Origin of the sequence: Halomonas sp. ATBC28 (assembly GCF_005937175.1) — a bacterium.
GTDB classification, from domain to species: Bacteria; Pseudomonadota; Gammaproteobacteria; order Pseudomonadales; family Halomonadaceae; genus Vreelandella; species Vreelandella titanicae.
In genome coordinates, this window is the sequence record NZ_VCQL01000007.1 from 191,379 (window position 1) to 208,443 (window position 17,065).

Below are 17,065 nucleotides of genomic sequence, written 5' to 3' on the forward strand. Positions count from 1 at the left end.
TTATTCGGCTTCTGTCAGTTCGATGTTTTCAACCAGGCAGCCGAAGCCGTAATCCTCGACCACGTAGGCGTCGTTGCTGGATTCGTAGTTTTCGATGCGGTTGCGCTTGGGGTTGTCGATGACATGACGGCGGCGGCTGCCCAACTGCCAGTAGAGCGAGAGGTTGGCCAGGGAGGTAATCAACAGGGAGCCGTCGGGCACGAAGGGGGCGCGGACGGCTTGCAGCCCACCGACGCGCTTTTGGCTGACCATCATGTCTAGGTCGCGGGCTTCGCTAGGCGTTTCGGCGTACTGCTGAATCATCGGGAAGTATTTATCGGCCAGCATTTTGCGGCCCATGATGGCCACCAGGGCGGTGTCTTCCCGGAACCAGGGGTCGATCATTTCGCTCACCGCATCGAATACCAGGGCATCGAGGTTTTTGTAGTCGCCCGCCGGGCCAACGATGACTTTGCCCGCCGTGGCGCCGCCGGTGAGCACGCGGGCGGGGGCGTGAGTGCGGTAGTGGTGCAGCCAGCCTTTGTTGACGTCTTCCAGCATGGGGTTAGTGGTGCGGTCGGTTTCCACGGCGGCACTGGTGCCGTTAAAGCCGATCATGATGCGATCCAACGCCTGGCGTTTGATGATGGCGTTGCGGATGCGCGCCTGAAAATCGGGGAAGCGTGACCAGGCATCCAGCTGTGCCCAGCGAATATGGGTATCAAATTCGGTGCTGACACATTCGTAAGTGGTATCGCTGAGTTCGGTGACATCACGGGTGCTGCGGTCTTTTTCATCGACGTTGGTACGCCCGGCGATGGGGCCGGAGACGCCCAGGCCGACTTTCTGACCTTTGATCTCATCCACGCCAATGACGTTGATTTGGCCCAGGAAGGCACTGGATTCCTGCATCTTGCTCTCCAGCGTTTGCTGGACGCTGGGCTCGACGTTGAACTGCTCGCCGGTGTTGTCGACGCCGTTTAGCTGGGCTAACCGAGTTTTGAAGGCGTTAAAGGCTTTACGGGTATCGTTGCGCATTGGGTTTCCTTGAAGTGGTGGCGTTGGCAGGTATGGCCAGCGCTTAGCAGTCGGTTAGCTGGGCCTCACCGCCTGTGGCGGGTTTACGCGGCGGCCTGTCCTGTTCGTTGTCGAGCTGGGTGTATAGCTCTTCGAAGCGTTTTTTCAGATCGTCATGGGCGGTTTGCAGCTGGCTGAACTGGTCGGCGGTGGGGCGGGTTTCCAGTTCGTCGGCTAGGGCGTTGTAGTGCTCGGCGACCACTTCCAAGGTGCCTTCCAGTTCGGTGCGGAAGGTTTCAAAGCCTTTGGCGGTTTTGGTGTCCTGGCGGCTGAACAGCGCGGCGATCTTGGCTTTCAGGCCTTCGGCGGCGGGTGGTTTCTCTTCGCTGAAGTCGAGCTCAATCTCTACCGCTTCGGTGAACACGTTTTCAGCGTGTTGCTTGCGGCTGGCCAGTGGTGAGGCGCTGCCCGCTTCGCGGCTGAACTTGATCATCTCGGTACCCAGCGAGGCGGGGGAGTCGGTGACCGCCAGCCCTTCCAGGTAGGCTTCGCCGGTGTCGCCAAACTTGGGGTTTACTTCGATGGAGCTGTAGACCTTTTGGCGCTTTTTGTTGATGGCCTTGAGTTCGTCGGTGGGGTCGATCTCGGCGAATAGGGCGAGCTTGCCGTCTTCGACTTCGCGGGCTTCTACCGAGAGCACGTCGCCGAGGGCGTTAAAGACGCTGTCGGCGGTCATGCCGCGGATGTGCTCCATCCAGACGCGGGCGCCGTACTTATTGGGGTCGTAGTTGGCGGCCATCTGCTCGATCCATTCGCGCTGGATCTCGCGGCCGTCGGTGGTTGCGCCTTCGGTGGCGACGCGGAATTTTTTAGTTTTTCCTGACATGTTGGGCTTCCTGAGCGGGGCGGCGGTTGATGTGCGCTCAGGTTCCGCGTGTAAGCGTTTTGGCTCAACGGTTGCGCGTTGTGCGGGCGGGCTAGCACAAGGCGCGGCAGGCGTGGGCATCGCGCGCGGCGGGTACGCTGGCGACATGACGACGACAGCCCCCACCCCGACTTTAAGCGCCGAGGAAGCGCCGCGAATGACCGCCCGCCATTTGTACTGGCAGGGGTGGCGAGTCGCGCGTATTGCTGAGGTGATTAACGAGAAACCTGCGACGGTGCATAGCTGGAAAGCGCGCGACCGTTGGGAAGATGCCACGCCGACCGAACGCGTTGAGCACTCGCTTGAGGCGCGGATGGTTCAGCTCATCGCGCTGCCTGATAAGGAAGGCAAGCACTTCAAAGAGATTGACCTGCTGGGCCGACAGATTGAGCGACTAGCACGTGTAAGGCGGTATCAAGAAACGGGTAGTGAGGCGGATCTCAATCCGAACATCGAAGCTCGCAACGCTGGGCCGAAAAAGAAGCCGCGACGTAATGCGCTGAATGAAGAGCTAATGGAGGCGCTGGAAATCGCGTTTCTCGATTCTTTGTTCGAGTATCAGAAGGTTTGGTTTGAAGCGGGGCATAAGCACCGCATTCGCAATATTCTCAAAAGCCGCCAGATTGGCGCAACGTGGTTTTTTGCCCGCGAGGCCATCGTTGATGCGTTCAAAACCGGGCGTAATAAGATCTTCCTTTCTGCCAGCCGCGCCCAGGCGCATATCTTCCGCAATTACATCGTGCAGTTCGTCAAAGAGGTGTGCGATGTGGAGCTTAAAGGCGACCCGATTGTTTTAGATAACGGCGCCGAGCTGCACTTCCTGGGTACCAACTCCAAAACCGCCCAGGGCTATCACGGTGATGTGTACCTGGATGAGTACTTCTGGATTCACCGCTTTGCCGAGTTCCGCAAGGTCACCAGCGGCATGGCCATGCACAAGAAGTGGCGGCAGACGTATTTCAGTACGCCTTCCAGCGTTGGCCATGAGGGGTATCCGTTCTGGAACGGTGAGCTGTTCAACAAGCGGCGTAAAAAATCCGAGCGCGCCGAGTTTGATGTCAGCCATGAGGCGCTGAAGAACGGCAAGCTGTGCCCGGATGGCCATTGGCGGCAGATCGTGACGGTACTGGATGCTATCGAGGGCGGCTGCCACCTGTTCGATCTTGAGCAGCTGCGCATGGAGTACTCGCCGGAAGAGTTCGACAACCTGCTGATGTGTGGCTTTGTCGATGACAGTCAAAGCGCCTTCCCGCTGGCGGTGATGAAAGCCTGCATGGTCGATAGCTGGGAAGTGTGGGACGACTACCGGCCCTTTGCGCCTCGCCCGGTGGGCGATCGGGAAGTGTGGATTGGCTATGACCCGACCGGTACTGGCGAAGATGGCGATGGAGCGGGGCTGGTGGTGGTTCTGCCTGCGCGCTCGAGCAACGAAAAGCACCGGGTATTGGAGCGGCACCGATTGAAGGGCCAGGACTACGAAGACCAGGCCGCCTTTATCGAATCCTTCCGCGACAAATACACCATTGGTCACATCGGTATCGACACCACCGGCATCGGCGGCGCGGTGGCCGAGTACGTCGAGAAGTGGTTCCCCACGGTGGTACGCTACCGCTATGACGTTTCGCTAAAAACCTCAATGGTGCTGCAAGCCCAGCAGATCATGCGTAAAGACCGGCTGGAGTTTGATGCGGGCTGGTCGGATCTGGCCGCCTCCTTTATGGCGATCAAAAAAGAGCTGACCGGCAGCGGCCGCCAGTTCACTTATGTTTCCGGCCGCAGCAAGGCGACCGGCCACGCGGATCTCGCGTGGGCCACCATGCACGCCCTACATTTCGAGCCACTCGACGGCCCAGCCAGTGAAGGCGCTGGGCGTTCCATCATGGAGTTTTCTGACGATGACGACTAACACCGCGGCGGCCAAGCCGCGCATTCGCGTGCCTGCGTATCAGGTTCAAAACGATACCGCCCCGGCGGTGGCCACCGACAGTGGCCGTATGGAGGCGTTCACTTTTGGCGACCCGGAGCCGGTCACCAGCATGCGTGATGTTTGGTATGAGGGGGTGTGGCTAACGCCGGATGAGTGGTATGAGCCGCCGATCCCGCTAAGTGTGTTGGCCAAGAGCTACCGGGCCACCGCCCACCACGGCAGCGCCTTGCAGGTGAAGCGCAATATCCTGCTGAAAACCTTTATTCCCCACCCGCTGTTGAACCGCCGCACCTTTAGCTCGCTGGCCCTCGACTACCTGGTGTTTGGCAATGGCTACCTTGAGGATGTTCGCGGGCGGCTAGGGCGGCGGCTGGGTTTGCAGCATCGCGGCGCTAAGTATATGCGTCGCGGTGAGAATGACCGCTATTGGTGGGTACCCAACTACATGGAGCGGGTAGAGCTGCCTGCAGGGCGCACCGTTCATCTGCTTGAGCCGGATATCGATCAGACCATTTATGGGGTGCCGGACTATATCGGCAGCTTGCAAAGCGCCTGGCTTAACGAATCCGCCACCCTGTTCCGCCGCCGGTATTATCTCAACGGCAGCCACGCGGGCTTCATCATGTACGTCAACGACCCGGCCCACGATCAAAAAGACATCGACGACATGCGTAAAGCGCTCAAACAGAGCAAAGGGCCGGGTAACTTCCGCAACCTGTTCCTTTACTCCCCCAGGGGCAAAAAGGACGGGGTGCAGATCATCCCGGTCTCAGAGGTCGCGGCGAAAGACGAGTTCTACAACATCAAAAATATCACCCGCGACGATCAACTGGCCGGGCATCGAATCCCGCCACAGCTAATGGGTGTGGTGCCGCAAAACGCCGCCGGATTTGGCGACGCGGAAAAAGCCGCCAAGGTATATGTGGCCAACGAGCTAGAGCCACTCCAAGCCACTTTTAAAGAGATCAACGAGCACGTGGGGGAAGAGGTGGTGAGGTTCGATCCGTATTTGTTGGAATAAGCCAGTGTTGATTAACCGCGATCACTAAAAAGCCGCCTAGCTAGGCGGCTTTTTAGTGTAGGTAAGAAATTAACTCATTCTACGGTTTGATTACCAAGCGATCTTATTTAGGTGAAAGTAGACCCTATATAAATCTTTTGTAAGCCATGAACCGTTGATAACGTCTAGACTAGTTGTTGAGAGTAACGCTAGCGGTGAGTACTGCTTGGTCGCCAACAAACTGAATATCACTCCATCCAGCTTCAGTAGCTGCTGTGTTGAACCAAGTTTTTACAGAATTGGACATTCTTTGTGCCGGTTCATTTGGATGAATAGAATTGTATAAACTGATTATGCGATCCCGTTCTGCTAGCTCAGAAGGGTGGTTTGGGCTTCTATCATTCGGGTCTGGAAAGTCATAAGGTCTAGCCATATCGCGTCCCTCTATCTCATTTAAATTAACTAAGTCCTTTGAAAATATCATGCGATATCATCAGGTGCTACGTTTTTTTGGAGTGAATAGGTGCTAACACGCGCCATCGTCACCCCGCCCCGCCCGCGCGCTAAATGTAGTGGTTTTTATGCACCAGTGCGGCAGCGGCTCAAGCCACGCCAGTGCTGGGCGGAAGGACAGTTTTAAGGGAACAGTTTTTTATGCGTTTTCATGCGCATTTTTGCAGTTTTAGAGGTGGTCAGTGAGATGGTGGGAGGTAGTGAGCCGCAAGCATTTCTAAGATAGGTTTTCGGTGGGCATCCCAGGTTCGATCATCAACCATATGAGCCAGGGAGTGGGGCATTTCAGCGTAGGTAATCCACAGCTCTTCAGTTTCTGAAGGTAGTAAGCCGATCTTGGCGCGCCGATTCTGTGAGCGGATTTCAAACCAGGCGTAATGGTCGCTGTTCTTATCCTGGCGTAGGCGGTAGGTGAAGCGGGTGAGCTTTTGCGATGGATTAACCATTTGCTGCTAGCCCTCTAATGTTTCAGCTTGGAACCTATATGGAACCTAGTGTTGCTACCAACAAAAAACGGCCACTTGCTGCATTAGCTAAGTGGCCGTTTTTTCTGGAATTTTTGGTCGGAATAGCAGGATTCGAACCTACGACCTCTGCCTCCCGAAGGCAGCGCTCTACCAAGCTGAGCTATATTCCGAAGGTTGCCGAGCAATGCTTATCTGTGCTCAACAACGGAGGTGGATCATACTTAGCCAGACGTGTTTTTTCAAGTCCTCGGCGGTGAGATCTAGCAATTTTTATGCTTGGCGATCAACCGCTAAGCGGGCCAATTGGGCCATGCTGTCGCGGTAGACGCTGGGCGGTAGGGCGTCCAGTTGCTGCAGGGCTTTATCGGCCATCTCTTCGGCGCGCTGGCGGGTATAGTCGAGTGCGCCGGTGGCGTGAATAATTTCCAGTACGGCGTCGAGCTGCTCAAGCCCGCCATCGCGAATCACCTGGCGAATCAGCTTGGCCTGTTCCGGCGTGCCTTGCTCCATGGCGTGGATCAGCGGCAGTGTCGGCTTACCTTCGGCTAGGTCGTCGCCAACGTTTTTGCCCATGGCATCGGCGTCGCCCTGATAATCCAGCAGGTCATCGATCAACTGAAAGGCGAGACCTAAGTAGCGGCCATAATATTGGAGAGCGCGCTCCTGTTCCGGCGTTGCTTCTGCCAGCACAGCACCGCTGTGGGAAGCCGCTTCAAACAGCATGGCGGTTTTGCCCAAAATGGTCTCGAAGTAGTCCTCTTCGGAGATGCTGGGGTTGCCGATGTTGGTCAACTGCAGCACTTCCCCTTCCGCGATGATGCAGGTAGCGCCGGAAAGGATCGCCATAATGCGCATCGAGCCCACATCGACCATCATCTGAAACGAGCGGGCGTAGAGGAAGTCGCCGACCAGTACCGAGGGCGCATTGCCCCAGGCGTCGTTGGCGGTTTTCTTGCCCCGGCGCATATGCGATTCATCCACCACGTCATCGTGTAGCAGCGTGGAGGTGTGCATAAACTCTATTAATGTGGCCAGCGGAATATGCTTGTCGCCGGTGTAGTCGAGGGAGCGGGCGGCTAGGAGTGCCAGTAAAGGGCGCAAGCGCTTGCCGCCGCTTTCGGTAATGTACTGGCCGATCGTTTCAACCAGTGGCACTTTAGAATTGAGCTGCTCGACAATTGTCCGATTGACGGCTGCGAAATCATCGGCCACCACGGCATGCAGCGGTGAAGGCGTTGGGCTGTCAGGCTGGGCTGAGGAGACGTTAGCGGTCATGGGATACGTTCATCGCGGCAGATTGAGGCGGTAACTCCCGCCCATAGTGGAGGTCATGCTATGGGGCTGCCTGTTAGGCGTCAAGACACGCGCTGTGGTCACGCTATGATATGCCGTTATAAGGAGATGGTCGTGTCAATTGACAACGGCCTATGGTCTTGTGGTAAGAGAAGATAGTCGTTATAATCCGCGACCCACTCATCTTGCTCCCTGTCAGATGGCTCCAAAAGGGGCGCCACTCGCAGCAGGTCGATAAGAGCACGACTCGAAAGAGCGTAGGAGATGAGTGCCGTTTAACCGTTAGAACGGCATTAACGACAGTCCGGAGAGCGACATGTACGCAGTTATCAAAAGCGGTGGTAAGCAGTACCGCGTTCAAGAAGGTCAAACCCTCAAGCTCGAGAAAATCGAAGTCGCTACCGGCGAAACGATTGAGTTTGACGAAGTGCTGATGGTCGCTGACGGCGATGACTTCAACATCGGTGCGCCGATGATCAGTGGTGCTAAAGTCTCTGCCGAAGTGGTTTCCCACGGGCGCGGCGATAAAGTCACCATCATCAAGTTCCGTCGTCGTAAGCACCACATGAAGCGTCAGGGCCACCGCCAGTGGTTCACTGAAGTCAAAATTACCGGAATTTCTGCGTAAGCGGTCAATTCCCTTAGGAGGATTTTGCAATGGCACATAAAAAGGCAGCCGGCTCCACGCGTAACGGTCGCGATTCCGAGTCCAAACGCTTAGGTGTAAAACTCTTCGGTGGCCAAGCGGCGACTGCGGGTAACATCATCGTGCGTCAGCGCGGCACGCGTTTCCACGCGGGCACAGGCGTAGGTCTTGGTCGTGACCACACACTGTTCGCACTGAGCGACGGTTTTGTGAAGTTTGAGACCAAAGGCCCGAAAAACCGCAAGTTCGTTAGCATCGTTTCTGCCTAAACGGCTAGTACTATGCTCGCGGTTGCGAGAAAAAGGCCCCGCTATGGCGGGGCTTTTTTGTCGGTTAAATCTCTTTTCCAATACGCTTTACCAGAATGCTGGGTTTTACCAAGATACTGGTGGGAATAAAGGGTTGGAGAAAAAGTAGTGCATATATTAGGGCGGCGGAAGCGGCCGGGAGAATCCAATGCAGTTCGTCGATGAAGCCTCGATTATTGTTGAGGCGGGCAAAGGCGGCAATGGCTGTCTGAGCTTTCGCCGCGAAAAATATGTGCCCAGGGGCGGCCCCGATGGGGGCGATGGCGGTCATGGTGGTAGCGTTTACCTAATTGGTGACGATGCTCTTAACACTTTGATCGATTTTAAATTCCAGCGCTTCTATAAAGCCCAGAACGGGCAGGGCGGCATGGGCCGTCAAATGAGCGGCAAGGCCGGTGAAGACCTGCACGTCAAAGTGCCGGTGGGCACCACGGTGATTGATGAAGACACCCTGGAAGTCATCGCCGATGTGACCGAAATTGGCCAGGTGGTGCTGGTGGGCGAAGGTGGTCGTCGTGGTTTGGGTAACATCCACTTTAAATCGTCTACCAACCGCGCACCGCGTCGGACGACACCGGGTACCGACGGTGACCGCCGCAACCTGCGCTTGGAAATGAAGGTAATGGCCGATGTGGGCCTGCTGGGCATGCCCAACGCGGGTAAGTCGACGCTGATTCGTTCGGTGTCTGCCGCCAAGCCCAAGGTTGCCAACTACCCGTTCACGACCTTAGTGCCCAACTTGGGCGTGGTAAAACTGGGTATGCACGAGCACTTCGTAATGGCCGATGTACCCGGCTTGATTGAAGGAGCCTCTGATGGCGCCGGTTTAGGGCTGCGCTTCCTGAAGCACTTAACCCGCACGCGGCTGCTATTCCACGTGGTCGACGTCGCACCGTTTGACGAGTCCGACCCGGTGGAAGCGGCAAAAGCCATTGTTCATGAGTTGGGGCAGTTTTCTCCGGCGCTTTCTGAGCGGCCGCGCTGGCTGGTGCTGAACAAGTTTGACCTGCTGCCGGAAGATGAGCGTGAAGAGCGCGCCCAGAAGATTATTCAGGCGCTCAACTGGGAAGGCCCGGTGTTTCGCATTTCGGCGATCAGCAGCGACGGCACCGATAAACTGGTTCAGGCGGCTTACCGCTGGTTGACCGAGCAGCGCCGCCTTGAGCACGAAGATGAAGAGGCGTTGGCCCGTGAAGAAGAGATGCGCCGCCGCATGGAAGAGGAGTCGGTTGCGCGTACCGAAGCTCGCCTGGGCCGTCGGCGTAAGCGGGACGATGAAGATGACGAAGACTTCGACGACGATGATTACGACGTTGAAGTCGAATACGCCCCTTAGTGGTATTGAGCGGGTGCATTCGGTAGTAAGCTGAAATCGGTAGTATGCAAAAAGGGGGCTGCGTTCGCGCGGCCCCTTTTATGGGCGTCTGATTAAGTTGCAAGTGGCTGATTTAGTGATGAGTACCTGATTAAGTTGTTAGCGTCTGATTGAGGTGGGTCGCATGGAAAGTAACGAGCAAATCCTGGGCCGCAGCGCGCTCAGCCGTGCACGGCGGGTCGTGGTGAAGATTGGTAGTGCGCTGCTGACTAACGATGGCCGCGGCCTGGACGAACCCGCCATCGGTGGCTGGGTGGATCAAATTGCCGCTTTGCACCAGAAGGGGATTGAAGTGGTGCTGGTCTCTTCCGGCGCCGTGGCGGCTGGCATGGTGCGCCTTGGCTGGCAGGTGCGCCCCAGCGCCGTGCATGAACTGCAGGCGGCTGCGGCGGTAGGCCAAAATGGCCTGACCCAATGCTACGAGCAGCACTTTGCCCGCCACGACATGCTCACCGCGCAGATTCTGCTTACTCATGATGATCTTTCCAACCGCAAGCGCTACCTGAATGCGCTCTCAGCGCTGCGTACGTTGGTAGAGATGCGCGTGGTGCCGGTGATCAATGAAAACGACACCGTAGTCACTGATGAGATTCGCTTTGGCGACAACGACACCCTAGGCGCGCTGGTTGCTAACCTACTGGAAGCGGATGCGCTGCTGCTATTGACCGACCAGGAAGGCCTGTTTGACGCCGACCCACGGCACAACCCCAATGCCCAGATGATTGCCGAAGGGCGCGCCGACGACCCACGCTTAGCCGCCGTCGCAGGCAGCGGTGGCGCGCTGGGGCGGGGCGGTATGACCACCAAGGTGCGCGCGGCGCAGTTGGCGGCGCGTTCCGGGGCGGTCACGGTGATTGCCAGTGGCCGCCAGCCCGACGTTATCAACCGGATAATGTCGGGCGAAGCGCTAGGCACGCTGCTGCGTCCTGACCAAGTGCCCATGGCGGCGCGCAAGCGCTGGCTGGCGGGTCAACTGCAGGTGCGTGGTACGCTGGTGCTGGATGCGGGAGCAGTCAAAGTATTGCGCGATAAAGGCTCAAGCCTGCTGGCAGTGGGCGTGCGCGACGTACAGGGCGGTTTCAAACGCGGCGATATGGTGGTGTGTGTGGATGAGCAGGGTGCGTCAGTGGCCAAAGGCTTGGTGAACTATGGCGCTGATGAAGCGCGCCAATTGGCGGGCCAGCCCAGCCACCAGATCGAAGCCATCCTCGGTTACGTGGAAGCCCATGAACTGATCCATCGCGATAACCTTGTCGTGATATAGAGGCTTCTTCTGGTCGTTTTTCAGTCCCGAATGCGGGGCGGTAGAGGCACTTGCCGGGGCCAGTCATCAGGTACCAAAAATAGCCGCTCGTAGCGTTGTTCATTGTGCTCCCGCTCTGAGAAGCACAGCATCACTTGCTGGGGTGAGCGCCAGGCGTGAACCTTTTCGATAATGGCGGGCAACTGCTCCGCCGCAGGGCGAAAAGCGCTGAGGGGCGGCGGTGCCAACCAGTGAGGTTTTTCCAACCACGCCATGCGCGGCATGGCGGGAAACCGGGCTGCCAGCGCAGGCCAGTCACGTAAGTAGCACCAGGTACCTCGGCGATGGTCTGCCGTCGCGCCTTCGGGCGCTGGCATGGCGGCGTGCCAGGGGTAGTAAAGTACGCCGGGCATCGCCAACCGCTGGGTTAACTGCTCGCCTAAACGCAGATCAGAAACACCCAGATCCCGTGGCGTTAGCCAATGCGTAAGCGTTTCCAGCGCAGGCGCCGTGGTGGAAAGGGGGAGCTGGTGACGTCTGAGGTGAGAGCACTTAAGCGCCAGGCTGTCTAACCCGCCGGGGCCAATCCAGCGGCTTTGACTATTGGCTGCCCCAGGCCCTTCAGGCAGCCCCAGGTAGAACTTAATAGCGACTTCTAAATGTATCGGTGCCGGGTTGTCGCGGGTTCTGTACAGCATATCCAGCTCGCCCAGGGTGTTGCGCTGGCGGGTGATGCGCACGTTCCGGGCGAGCAGCCGTGTATTCGGTGCGTGATCTAATAGCATATGCCACAGGCGTTCGTGGTAATGGCCCATGCGCGTTGCGCGGCTGCCGTTCAACGCGGTTAGCGGTGATAGGCCAAGCTTACGTAGCCAGGGCAATAGCGCTTTCTCCAGCCCTAACTCTTTAATGGTGGGCCGCCCTCCACAGGGGATCGGCGGAGGAAGCACCACAAGATCAGGCGTGGAGATCAGCCAAGCCAAATCTCTTAGCACTGACACCGTGTTGCCGAGTTCTACATTCTCCAGCGCGCCATCAACGCCTTCGTTCAGCACGGATATCTCCTCAGCAACCTCATAAGGTCAGCACTATCACTTTAGCTACATGATTTGTCAGCCTACCATAAACGCAGCGGGCTCCCCGTGGGGAGCCCGCAAAGCGATTAGCTGGATAAATTAATCGCGGTCAATTTGAGTCACTTCGGAAGAACCCTGACGGACGCTGATTTCTAGCTCACGGCCATCTTCGCCGCGGCCTTCAATATCGATGATGCCGCTTTTATCGATATCGAGATCTTCAAATTCAACCATACCCTCCTGGCTAGCTACGTCCAGTGCTTGACGGATATCGTCTTCGCTCATACCCCAGGCACCGGTAATCAGGCGCTCGCGTTTCTCTTGTAGCGTTTCACCGTTATCAAGAGAAAATTCCACATCGGCGTACCACTCATCGTCCAGCCAACCTTCTACCTCTACGCGGCCACGGCTTTTAATGCTAACTTCTTCGTAGTGGCTGAAACCGTAGTCATTGGCGTGGGTCAATACGTCATCAATGCGATCCATCGGCAGCGAATCGTCGGCCTGCACACTCCCTGCAGCCGCAGCAAGCAGCAGCGCAGAGGTCGGGATCAGCAGCATTTTTTTCATGGTGTTCATAGCAAATTCCTTCTTTACGTATCTGTACGAGAATGTCTGTACGTCAATGTTTATACAACAGTGAATAAACGGCATTCAGCGAATGCGACAGTGAATTTATACCACCCCGATACTTTCCTTAAGCTGACAAAGCTGTTCATCTAACGTTCATGTTGCCTTTGGCATGCTGACCCAATGAGTAAAATCCTACGCCACTTTAAAAAGCTACTGCGCAGCGTCCCTCGCCGCAACGTCACTGGGTTAGCCTTGGTGCTGTTGCTGGCGGGTAGCGCGGTGGGTGACCAGCATTGGGAGTCGCTACACGGTGAAGTGCGCCGCGGTGAGGTTGTGCCTCTCGACACTATTTTGGACTGGCTGGAAGCGCACTATATAGGGGAAGTACTGGAGGTTGAGGTGGAACGTGAAGGGGGTTATGTCGAGTATGAGATCAAATTGCTTGGCCCCCAGGGCCAAGTGGTCGAGTTCGAGTTTGATGGCCATAACGGCCAATTGATGGCCATTGAAGGGGTGCGTATCAATGATATGCGCCGCTAGCCTGTTGATGTCACTTGCCAAAAAAGGGTAGTTAGCCGATGAAGTGTTTGTTGGTAGAGGACGACCAGGCGCTGGCTCGCGAGCTTAGCCAAGCATTGCGCGATGGCGACTGGCTTGTAGAGCATGCGGCTAACGGTCAGGATGCTGATTTTCTGGTACGCACGGAAGCCTACGACACGCTGATTCTGGATGTCGGACTACCCGATGGCGATGGCACTCGCTGGCTTTCGGCATGGCGGGAAGATGGTATCGACCTGCCGGTGCTGATCCTTACCGCCCGGGAACGCTGGGCCGATAAAGCCGCGGGTTTTACTGCCGGGGCGGATGACTACGTCACAAAACCCTTTGAGCCCGCGGAAGTACTGTTTCGCCTGCGCGCCCTTGTGCGCCGCAGCCACGGCCATGCCCATCCAGTACTGAAAGTGGGTGAGTTGAGTTTGGATACCCACACCCAGCACGTCACCTTGGCAGGGCGTCCGGTGGGATTAACCGCCCAGGAAACCCGACTGCTGGGCTATTTAATGCACGCCGCACCGCGGGTGGTGAGCCGCACCGAGCTCTCGGAGCACGTTTATGACCGCGACCACGAGCCGGACTCCAACGTGATCGATGTTCAGGTCAGCCGCCTGCGTCGCAAGTTGGGCAGTTGGCGAATTGCCACCCTGCGTGGCCAGGGCTATCGCTTATTAGCAGAAGAGCCCGCTACCGAATGAGTCGACTCAATTCGGTCTGGCCTGAACTTTGGGTAAGGCGCTGGGCAAAGCGCTCTATAAGCCTGCGGCTACTGCTGGCGGTGCTAGTGATGATAGGGCTGGCGCTGCCCGTTGCGGGCACGCTGCTTTCTCATCATTACCGTGCCTCGGCCACTCAGGCCTTTGATGAGCGCCTGGGGGCCACCCTCAACGTCATCATGGCGGGCGTTACCTACGACCGCATAGAGCAACAGCTTGTCCATGACCGGGCGCTGGGCGACCCGCGTTTTGACAATGTCTACTCCGGCTGGTATTGGCAAATCACCGATGGCGAGCAGCATACGTTGGCCTCGCGCTCGCTGTGGGATCAGCGCCTGCCGGTGATTGATAGCGACACTCTTAGCGCTCGCTCGATACCTGGCCCTCGGGGGCAGTCGCTGCGCGTGGTGGAGCGTGATATCTATTTGGCGCCGTTAGAAACGCCGCTACATATTAGCGTCGCCGCCCGGGACGATGTGTTGGCCCGGGACATTGGCGAATTTCAGCGCCTGCTGTGGGGCGGTTTAGTGGGCCTGGGCGTGTTGTTGCTTGGCGTATTGGCGCTCCAGGTACGCTGGGGGCTAGCGCCACTGCGCCGCATGCACGCCAACCTGCATGAGGTGGAGCAGGGGCGCGCCGAGCAGTTAGATACCCGCTTGCCCGACGAGCTGGCAACGCTTGCTGCCTCAATGAACGCGGTGCTGGCCCGCGATCAGCGCTTGATTGAGCGTGGCCGCCATACCGCTGGCAACCTTGCCCATGCGCTGAAAACCCCGCTGAGCGTGATGCGCCTGCAGCTACGCCAGTTGCCGGAAGCGAACCGAGCCGCCTGGGAGGTTGAGCTAGAACGCGTGGATAGCGCGGTACGTCATCATTTGGCACGCGCTTCAGCGGCGGGCGAAGGCGTTCGCTTTGCGCCCATTGATTTACATGCCACCCTGGCGCCGCTGCTCAATGGGCTGGCCAAGCTTGCCCAGCGGCGTGGCATTGAGCTGCGCCAAACCTGGGCGGGTGAGATTAAAGTCCATATGGATGGGCAGGATATTCAAGAGCTGGTGGGTAACTTAATGGATAACGCGCTGCGCTGGGCGCATAGCGATGTGCAGCTACAGCTAGAGAGTGACGGGCAGCAGTTAACCTTGACCGTTAGCGACGACGGCCCCGGTATGAACGAATCAGAGTGCCAGCAGGCGGTGCAGCGCGGTAAACGGTTGGATGAACAGCGTTCGGGCAGTGGCTTGGGTTTGGCCATTGTGACTGATCTTGTCGCTCTGTATAGCGGCCAACTGCACCTTAGCCGCGCCAGCACTGGTGGGTTAAAAGTCGTGGTGGAGCTGCCCGTCGTCGCGCGTAATCGTCTCGTATAAATAATGGAGACCGCACCGAATGAATCGTACAGATACGCTGCCCGATATAGTCGCCGGCCCCCTATTAAGACGTATCAGCACTACACGGCTGGTACTTTGGCTCGTCGCCACTCGGCCACTGAACATGGCATTAGTGCTGCGCCCAGGGCACGCCGATAGCCAGTCAATCGGCTTAGCGCACCACCAGCAGTGCATCCCCATCGGTCAGCGGGCCTTTATCTACCTAATTGATTGTGAGCTTGATTCAGCGCTGCCCTGTGACGAGCGCATCGAGTACGACCTGCAGGTGGAAACCCAGCAGGGCGAGTGGCGCTCTCTGCCCGAGTGGGCGCCGTGGCTCTGTTATGATGGCGCCGCCTATCCTGCCTTTGTGATTGCATCCCGCCATCACCGCCTGATGCATGGCTCCTGCCGCAAGCCCCATCACGACAGTGCCGATGGCCTGGTGCGCGCCGACAGTTGGCTTGCTGAGCAGCAGTCAGCGCCCACCGAGTGGCCCGCTTGGCTGCTGATGACCGGTGACCAGGTGTACGCCGACGACGTGGCCGGGCCGATGCTACGCGCCGTGCATGCGTTGATTGAGCGGTTAGGGCTGGTGGATGAGCGGCTGGAAGGCGCGACTGTCGACGATAGCCAGGCGCTCTACCGCTCGCCGGATAGCTACTATCGGCGCGCGGAGCTGCTGCCCGATGTGACCAGCAACGCGGCACTGCGCGAGCGCTTCTTCGGCGGTGTCAAAAAGCCAGTGTTTACCTCGGCGAATGCCCATAATCACTTGATGACGCTGGCTGAAATGCTCGCCATGTACTGCCTGGTGTGGTCGCCGGTGCCCTGGCAGGTGATTGCCCCTAAAGCGCCTGCCTTAGATGAAAAAGACGCCGAGCTCTATCGTCAGGAGCAGGCGGTAATCGATGCCTTTGCTGAAGGCTTGCCCCAGTGTGCGCGGTTGATGGCGCACCTGCCCAGCCTGATGATCTTCGATGACCACGACGTTACCGACGACTGGAACCTAACCGCCGACTGGGAGCGCGCCGCCTACGGTCACCCGTTCTCTAAACGTATTATCGGTAACGCTCTGGTGGCCTATCTGCTTTGCCAAGCCTGGGGTAACGATCCGGATAAATTGAACCCGTTAGCCCATCATGCCTTGACCCTGCTGGGTGATGGCGAACAACCGCTAGTCTGCGCTGAACAGGATGGGCTGATCGAGCGATTGCTGCGTTTTCAGGGCTGGGAGTTTCAGGTGCCCGGCACTCCCGCACTAATCGTGCTGGATACCCGCACCCGACGCTGGCGCAGCGAACGCAGCCCGCATCGGCCTTCAGGCTTGATGGACTGGGAGGCGCTAATGGAAATGCAGCAGGCGCTAATGGGGGCCAAAAGTGCGGTGATTGTCTCTCCCGCACCGATGTTCGGCGTCAAGTTGATAGAGGGAATCCAAAAGCTGTTTACCCTTGCCGGTAAGCCGTTGGTGGTGGATGCCGAAAACTGGATGGCGCACCGGGGAGCGGCCAATACGCTGCTGCAGATTTGGCGGCACTCCAAAACCCCAGGCAACTACGTGATTCTATCTGGCGACGTGCACTACTCGTTTGTCTACGACATTGTGGTGCGTCATCAGCGCCGTTCTCCCCATCTGTGGCAGATCACCTCAAGCGGGATCAAAAACACCTTTCCCAAAAACCTGCTCAATACCTTTGACCGGCTCAATCGCTGGCTCTATGCGCCGTGGTCGCCGCTTAATTGGTTCACCAAGCGCCGCAAGCTAAGCGTTCACCCCCGCGATCCTGACCGCGCCAGCGCGGGTGAACGGCTGTGGAACGCCAGCGGCATTGGCTTAGTAACGCTGGATGAAAAAGGCCACCCTATCGATATCCGACAGCTCGACGCCGACGGTAGCGAGGTGGTCTTTCCGGCGCGGGAAAAACCGCTCATTTAACATCAGTGTAGCGTCAACTGACTGATGTCCTTGATGATTGTCATTATAGCGTCACAAAAATGACGCACGCTTGCTTGCAGCTTATCAACCAACTCCAGGGAAGGTGACACATCATAGGAACCACCGCTGGTTATTAGGGTGGCAGA

Annotated in this window: 17 protein-coding genes and 1 tRNA gene; 10 read left to right on the plus strand and 8 right to left on the minus strand. The window is 57.6% G+C overall.

Going from position 1 to position 17,065, the window contains the following annotated elements; genetic code table 11:
- Both E0L35_RS10310 and E0L35_RS10315 read right to left on the minus strand, forming a co-directional pair.
- On the minus strand, positions 1–1,017 hold the full coding sequence (locus E0L35_RS10310) for a phage major capsid protein, P2 family (RefSeq protein ID WP_138800219.1): 1,017 nt from the start codon (positions 1,015–1,017) through the stop codon (positions 1–3).
- 43 nt (positions 1,018–1,060) lie between these two features.
- Positions 1,061–1,882, minus strand: coding sequence for a GPO family capsid scaffolding protein (locus E0L35_RS10315; protein ID WP_138800220.1), 822 nt, complete (start codon positions 1,880–1,882; stop codon positions 1,061–1,063).
- A gap of 145 nt (positions 1,883–2,027) precedes the next feature.
- Here E0L35_RS10315 and E0L35_RS10320 point away from each other — a divergent pair, with 145 nt between their 5' ends.
- Together E0L35_RS10320 and E0L35_RS10325 are read left to right on the plus strand one after the other, a co-directional pair.
- Positions 2,028–3,827: a terminase family protein gene (locus E0L35_RS10320; protein ID WP_138800246.1), complete on the plus strand. Its 1,800-nt coding sequence runs from the start codon at positions 2,028–2,030 to the stop codon at positions 3,825–3,827.
- On the plus strand, positions 3,817–4,869 hold the full coding sequence (locus E0L35_RS10325) for a phage portal protein (RefSeq protein ID WP_138800221.1): 1,053 nt from the start codon (positions 3,817–3,819) through the stop codon (positions 4,867–4,869). Before E0L35_RS10320 ends, E0L35_RS10325 begins: the two co-directional genes overlap by 11 nt.
- Positions 4,870–5,038: 169 nt before the next feature.
- Here E0L35_RS10325 and E0L35_RS10330 read toward each other — a convergent pair whose 3' ends face one another.
- The 4 genes from E0L35_RS10330 to ispB form a co-directional block, all read right to left on the minus strand.
- Positions 5,039–5,332: a hypothetical protein gene (locus E0L35_RS10330; protein ID WP_138800222.1), complete on the minus strand. Its 294-nt coding sequence runs from the start codon at positions 5,330–5,332 to the stop codon at positions 5,039–5,041.
- A 208-nt stretch (positions 5,333–5,540) separates the two neighbouring features.
- Positions 5,541–5,807 carry a hypothetical protein gene (locus E0L35_RS10335; RefSeq protein WP_138800223.1) on the minus strand — a complete coding sequence of 89 codons (267 nt, stop codon included), beginning with the start codon at positions 5,805–5,807 and terminating at the stop codon, positions 5,541–5,543.
- Positions 5,808–5,921: 114 nt separating this feature from the next.
- Positions 5,922–5,998, minus strand: a tRNA-Pro gene (locus E0L35_RS10340).
- A gap of 100 nt (positions 5,999–6,098) precedes the next feature.
- Positions 6,099–7,103 (minus strand): octaprenyl diphosphate synthase, encoded by a 1,005-nt coding sequence (gene ispB, locus E0L35_RS10345; protein ID WP_009287882.1) that lies wholly within the window; start codon positions 7,101–7,103, stop codon positions 6,099–6,101.
- A 334-nt stretch (positions 7,104–7,437) separates the two neighbouring features.
- Between ispB and rplU the strand changes: the two genes are divergently transcribed.
- From rplU to proB, 4 genes are all read left to right on the plus strand, one after another.
- Complete coding sequence (gene rplU, locus E0L35_RS10350; RefSeq protein WP_022520761.1) at positions 7,438–7,749, plus strand: 50S ribosomal protein L21; 312 nt, start codon at positions 7,438–7,440, stop codon at positions 7,747–7,749.
- A 29-nt stretch (positions 7,750–7,778) separates the two neighbouring features.
- The gene (rpmA, locus tag E0L35_RS10355) at positions 7,779–8,036 is read left to right on the plus strand and encodes a 50S ribosomal protein L27 (protein WP_008957069.1); all 258 of its coding nucleotides are present in this window, start codon (positions 7,779–7,781) and stop codon (positions 8,034–8,036) included.
- 187 nt (positions 8,037–8,223) lie between these two features.
- Positions 8,224–9,411, plus strand: a complete 1,188-nt coding sequence (gene cgtA, locus E0L35_RS10360) for an Obg family GTPase CgtA (RefSeq protein WP_009287884.1) — start codon at positions 8,224–8,226, stop codon at positions 9,409–9,411.
- Between the two features lie 163 nt (positions 9,412–9,574).
- Complete coding sequence (gene proB, locus E0L35_RS10365; protein WP_138800224.1) at positions 9,575–10,714, plus strand: glutamate 5-kinase; 1,140 nt, start codon at positions 9,575–9,577, stop codon at positions 10,712–10,714.
- A gap of 20 nt (positions 10,715–10,734) precedes the next feature.
- On the opposite strand, the gene E0L35_RS10370 is transcribed toward proB, so the two are convergent.
- Complete coding sequence (locus E0L35_RS10370; protein ID WP_138800225.1) at positions 10,735–11,748, minus strand: DUF1853 family protein; 1,014 nt, start codon at positions 11,746–11,748, stop codon at positions 10,735–10,737.
- Between the two features lie 120 nt (positions 11,749–11,868).
- Positions 11,869–12,348: a hypothetical protein gene (locus tag E0L35_RS10375; RefSeq protein ID WP_027958197.1), complete on the minus strand. Its 480-nt coding sequence runs from the start codon at positions 12,346–12,348 to the stop codon at positions 11,869–11,871.
- Positions 12,349–12,522: 174 nt separating this feature from the next.
- Here E0L35_RS10375 and E0L35_RS10380 point away from each other — a divergent pair, with 174 nt between their 5' ends.
- Genes E0L35_RS10380 through E0L35_RS10395 form a run of 4 tightly spaced genes read left to right on the plus strand, consistent with a single transcriptional unit; the run spans position 12,523 to position 16,919 of the window.
- Positions 12,523–12,882 (plus strand): PepSY domain-containing protein, encoded by a 360-nt coding sequence (locus E0L35_RS10380; RefSeq protein WP_022520757.1) that lies wholly within the window; start codon positions 12,523–12,525, stop codon positions 12,880–12,882.
- Between the two features lie 38 nt (positions 12,883–12,920).
- On the plus strand, positions 12,921–13,595 hold the full coding sequence (locus E0L35_RS10385; protein WP_022520756.1) for a response regulator transcription factor: 675 nt from the start codon (positions 12,921–12,923) through the stop codon (positions 13,593–13,595).
- On the plus strand, positions 13,592–14,980 hold the full coding sequence (locus tag E0L35_RS10390) for a HAMP domain-containing sensor histidine kinase (RefSeq protein ID WP_138800226.1): 1,389 nt from the start codon (positions 13,592–13,594) through the stop codon (positions 14,978–14,980). Before E0L35_RS10385 ends, E0L35_RS10390 begins: the two co-directional genes overlap by 4 nt.
- A gap of 19 nt (positions 14,981–14,999) precedes the next feature.
- Positions 15,000–16,919 carry an alkaline phosphatase D family protein gene (locus E0L35_RS10395; RefSeq protein WP_138800227.1) on the plus strand — a complete coding sequence of 640 codons (1,920 nt, stop codon included), beginning with the start codon at positions 15,000–15,002 and terminating at the stop codon, positions 16,917–16,919.
- Positions 16,920–17,065 lie beyond the last annotated feature (146 nt).

What these genes read in the sequence shown, in the direction of transcription:
- E0L35_RS10390 (WP_138800226.1), top strand. Translation starts at nt 13,592, where the DNA reads ATGAGTCGACTCAATTCGGTCTGGCCTGAACTTTGGGTAAGGCGCTGG.
- E0L35_RS10375 (WP_027958197.1), bottom strand. Translation starts at nt 12,348, where the DNA reads ATGAACACCATGAAAAAAATGCTGCTGATCCCGACCTCTGCGCTGCTG.
- rplU (WP_022520761.1), top strand. Translation starts at nt 7,438, where the DNA reads ATGTACGCAGTTATCAAAAGCGGTGGTAAGCAGTACCGCGTTCAAGAA.
- proB (WP_138800224.1), top strand. Translation starts at nt 9,575, where the DNA reads ATGGAAAGTAACGAGCAAATCCTGGGCCGCAGCGCGCTCAGCCGTGCA.
- E0L35_RS10395 (WP_138800227.1), top strand. Translation starts at nt 15,000, where the DNA reads ATGAATCGTACAGATACGCTGCCCGATATAGTCGCCGGCCCCCTATTA.
- E0L35_RS10315 (WP_138800220.1), bottom strand. Translation starts at nt 1,882, where the DNA reads ATGTCAGGAAAAACTAAAAAATTCCGCGTCGCCACCGAAGGCGCAACC.
- E0L35_RS10320 (WP_138800246.1), top strand. Translation starts at nt 2,028, where the DNA reads ATGACGACGACAGCCCCCACCCCGACTTTAAGCGCCGAGGAAGCGCCG.
- E0L35_RS10325 (WP_138800221.1), top strand. Translation starts at nt 3,817, where the DNA reads ATGACGACTAACACCGCGGCGGCCAAGCCGCGCATTCGCGTGCCTGCG.
- E0L35_RS10335 (WP_138800223.1), bottom strand. Translation starts at nt 5,807, where the DNA reads ATGGTTAATCCATCGCAAAAGCTCACCCGCTTCACCTACCGCCTACGC.
- ispB (WP_009287882.1), bottom strand. Translation starts at nt 7,103, where the DNA reads ATGACCGCTAACGTCTCCTCAGCCCAGCCTGACAGCCCAACGCCTTCA.
- rpmA (WP_008957069.1), top strand. Translation starts at nt 7,779, where the DNA reads ATGGCACATAAAAAGGCAGCCGGCTCCACGCGTAACGGTCGCGATTCC.
- E0L35_RS10330 (WP_138800222.1), bottom strand. Translation starts at nt 5,332, where the DNA reads ATGATATTTTCAAAGGACTTAGTTAATTTAAATGAGATAGAGGGACGC.
- E0L35_RS10380 (WP_022520757.1), top strand. Translation starts at nt 12,523, where the DNA reads ATGAGTAAAATCCTACGCCACTTTAAAAAGCTACTGCGCAGCGTCCCT.
- cgtA (WP_009287884.1), top strand. Translation starts at nt 8,224, where the DNA reads ATGCAGTTCGTCGATGAAGCCTCGATTATTGTTGAGGCGGGCAAAGGC.
- E0L35_RS10385 (WP_022520756.1), top strand. Translation starts at nt 12,921, where the DNA reads ATGAAGTGTTTGTTGGTAGAGGACGACCAGGCGCTGGCTCGCGAGCTT.
- E0L35_RS10310 (WP_138800219.1), bottom strand. Translation starts at nt 1,017, where the DNA reads ATGCGCAACGATACCCGTAAAGCCTTTAACGCCTTCAAAACTCGGTTA.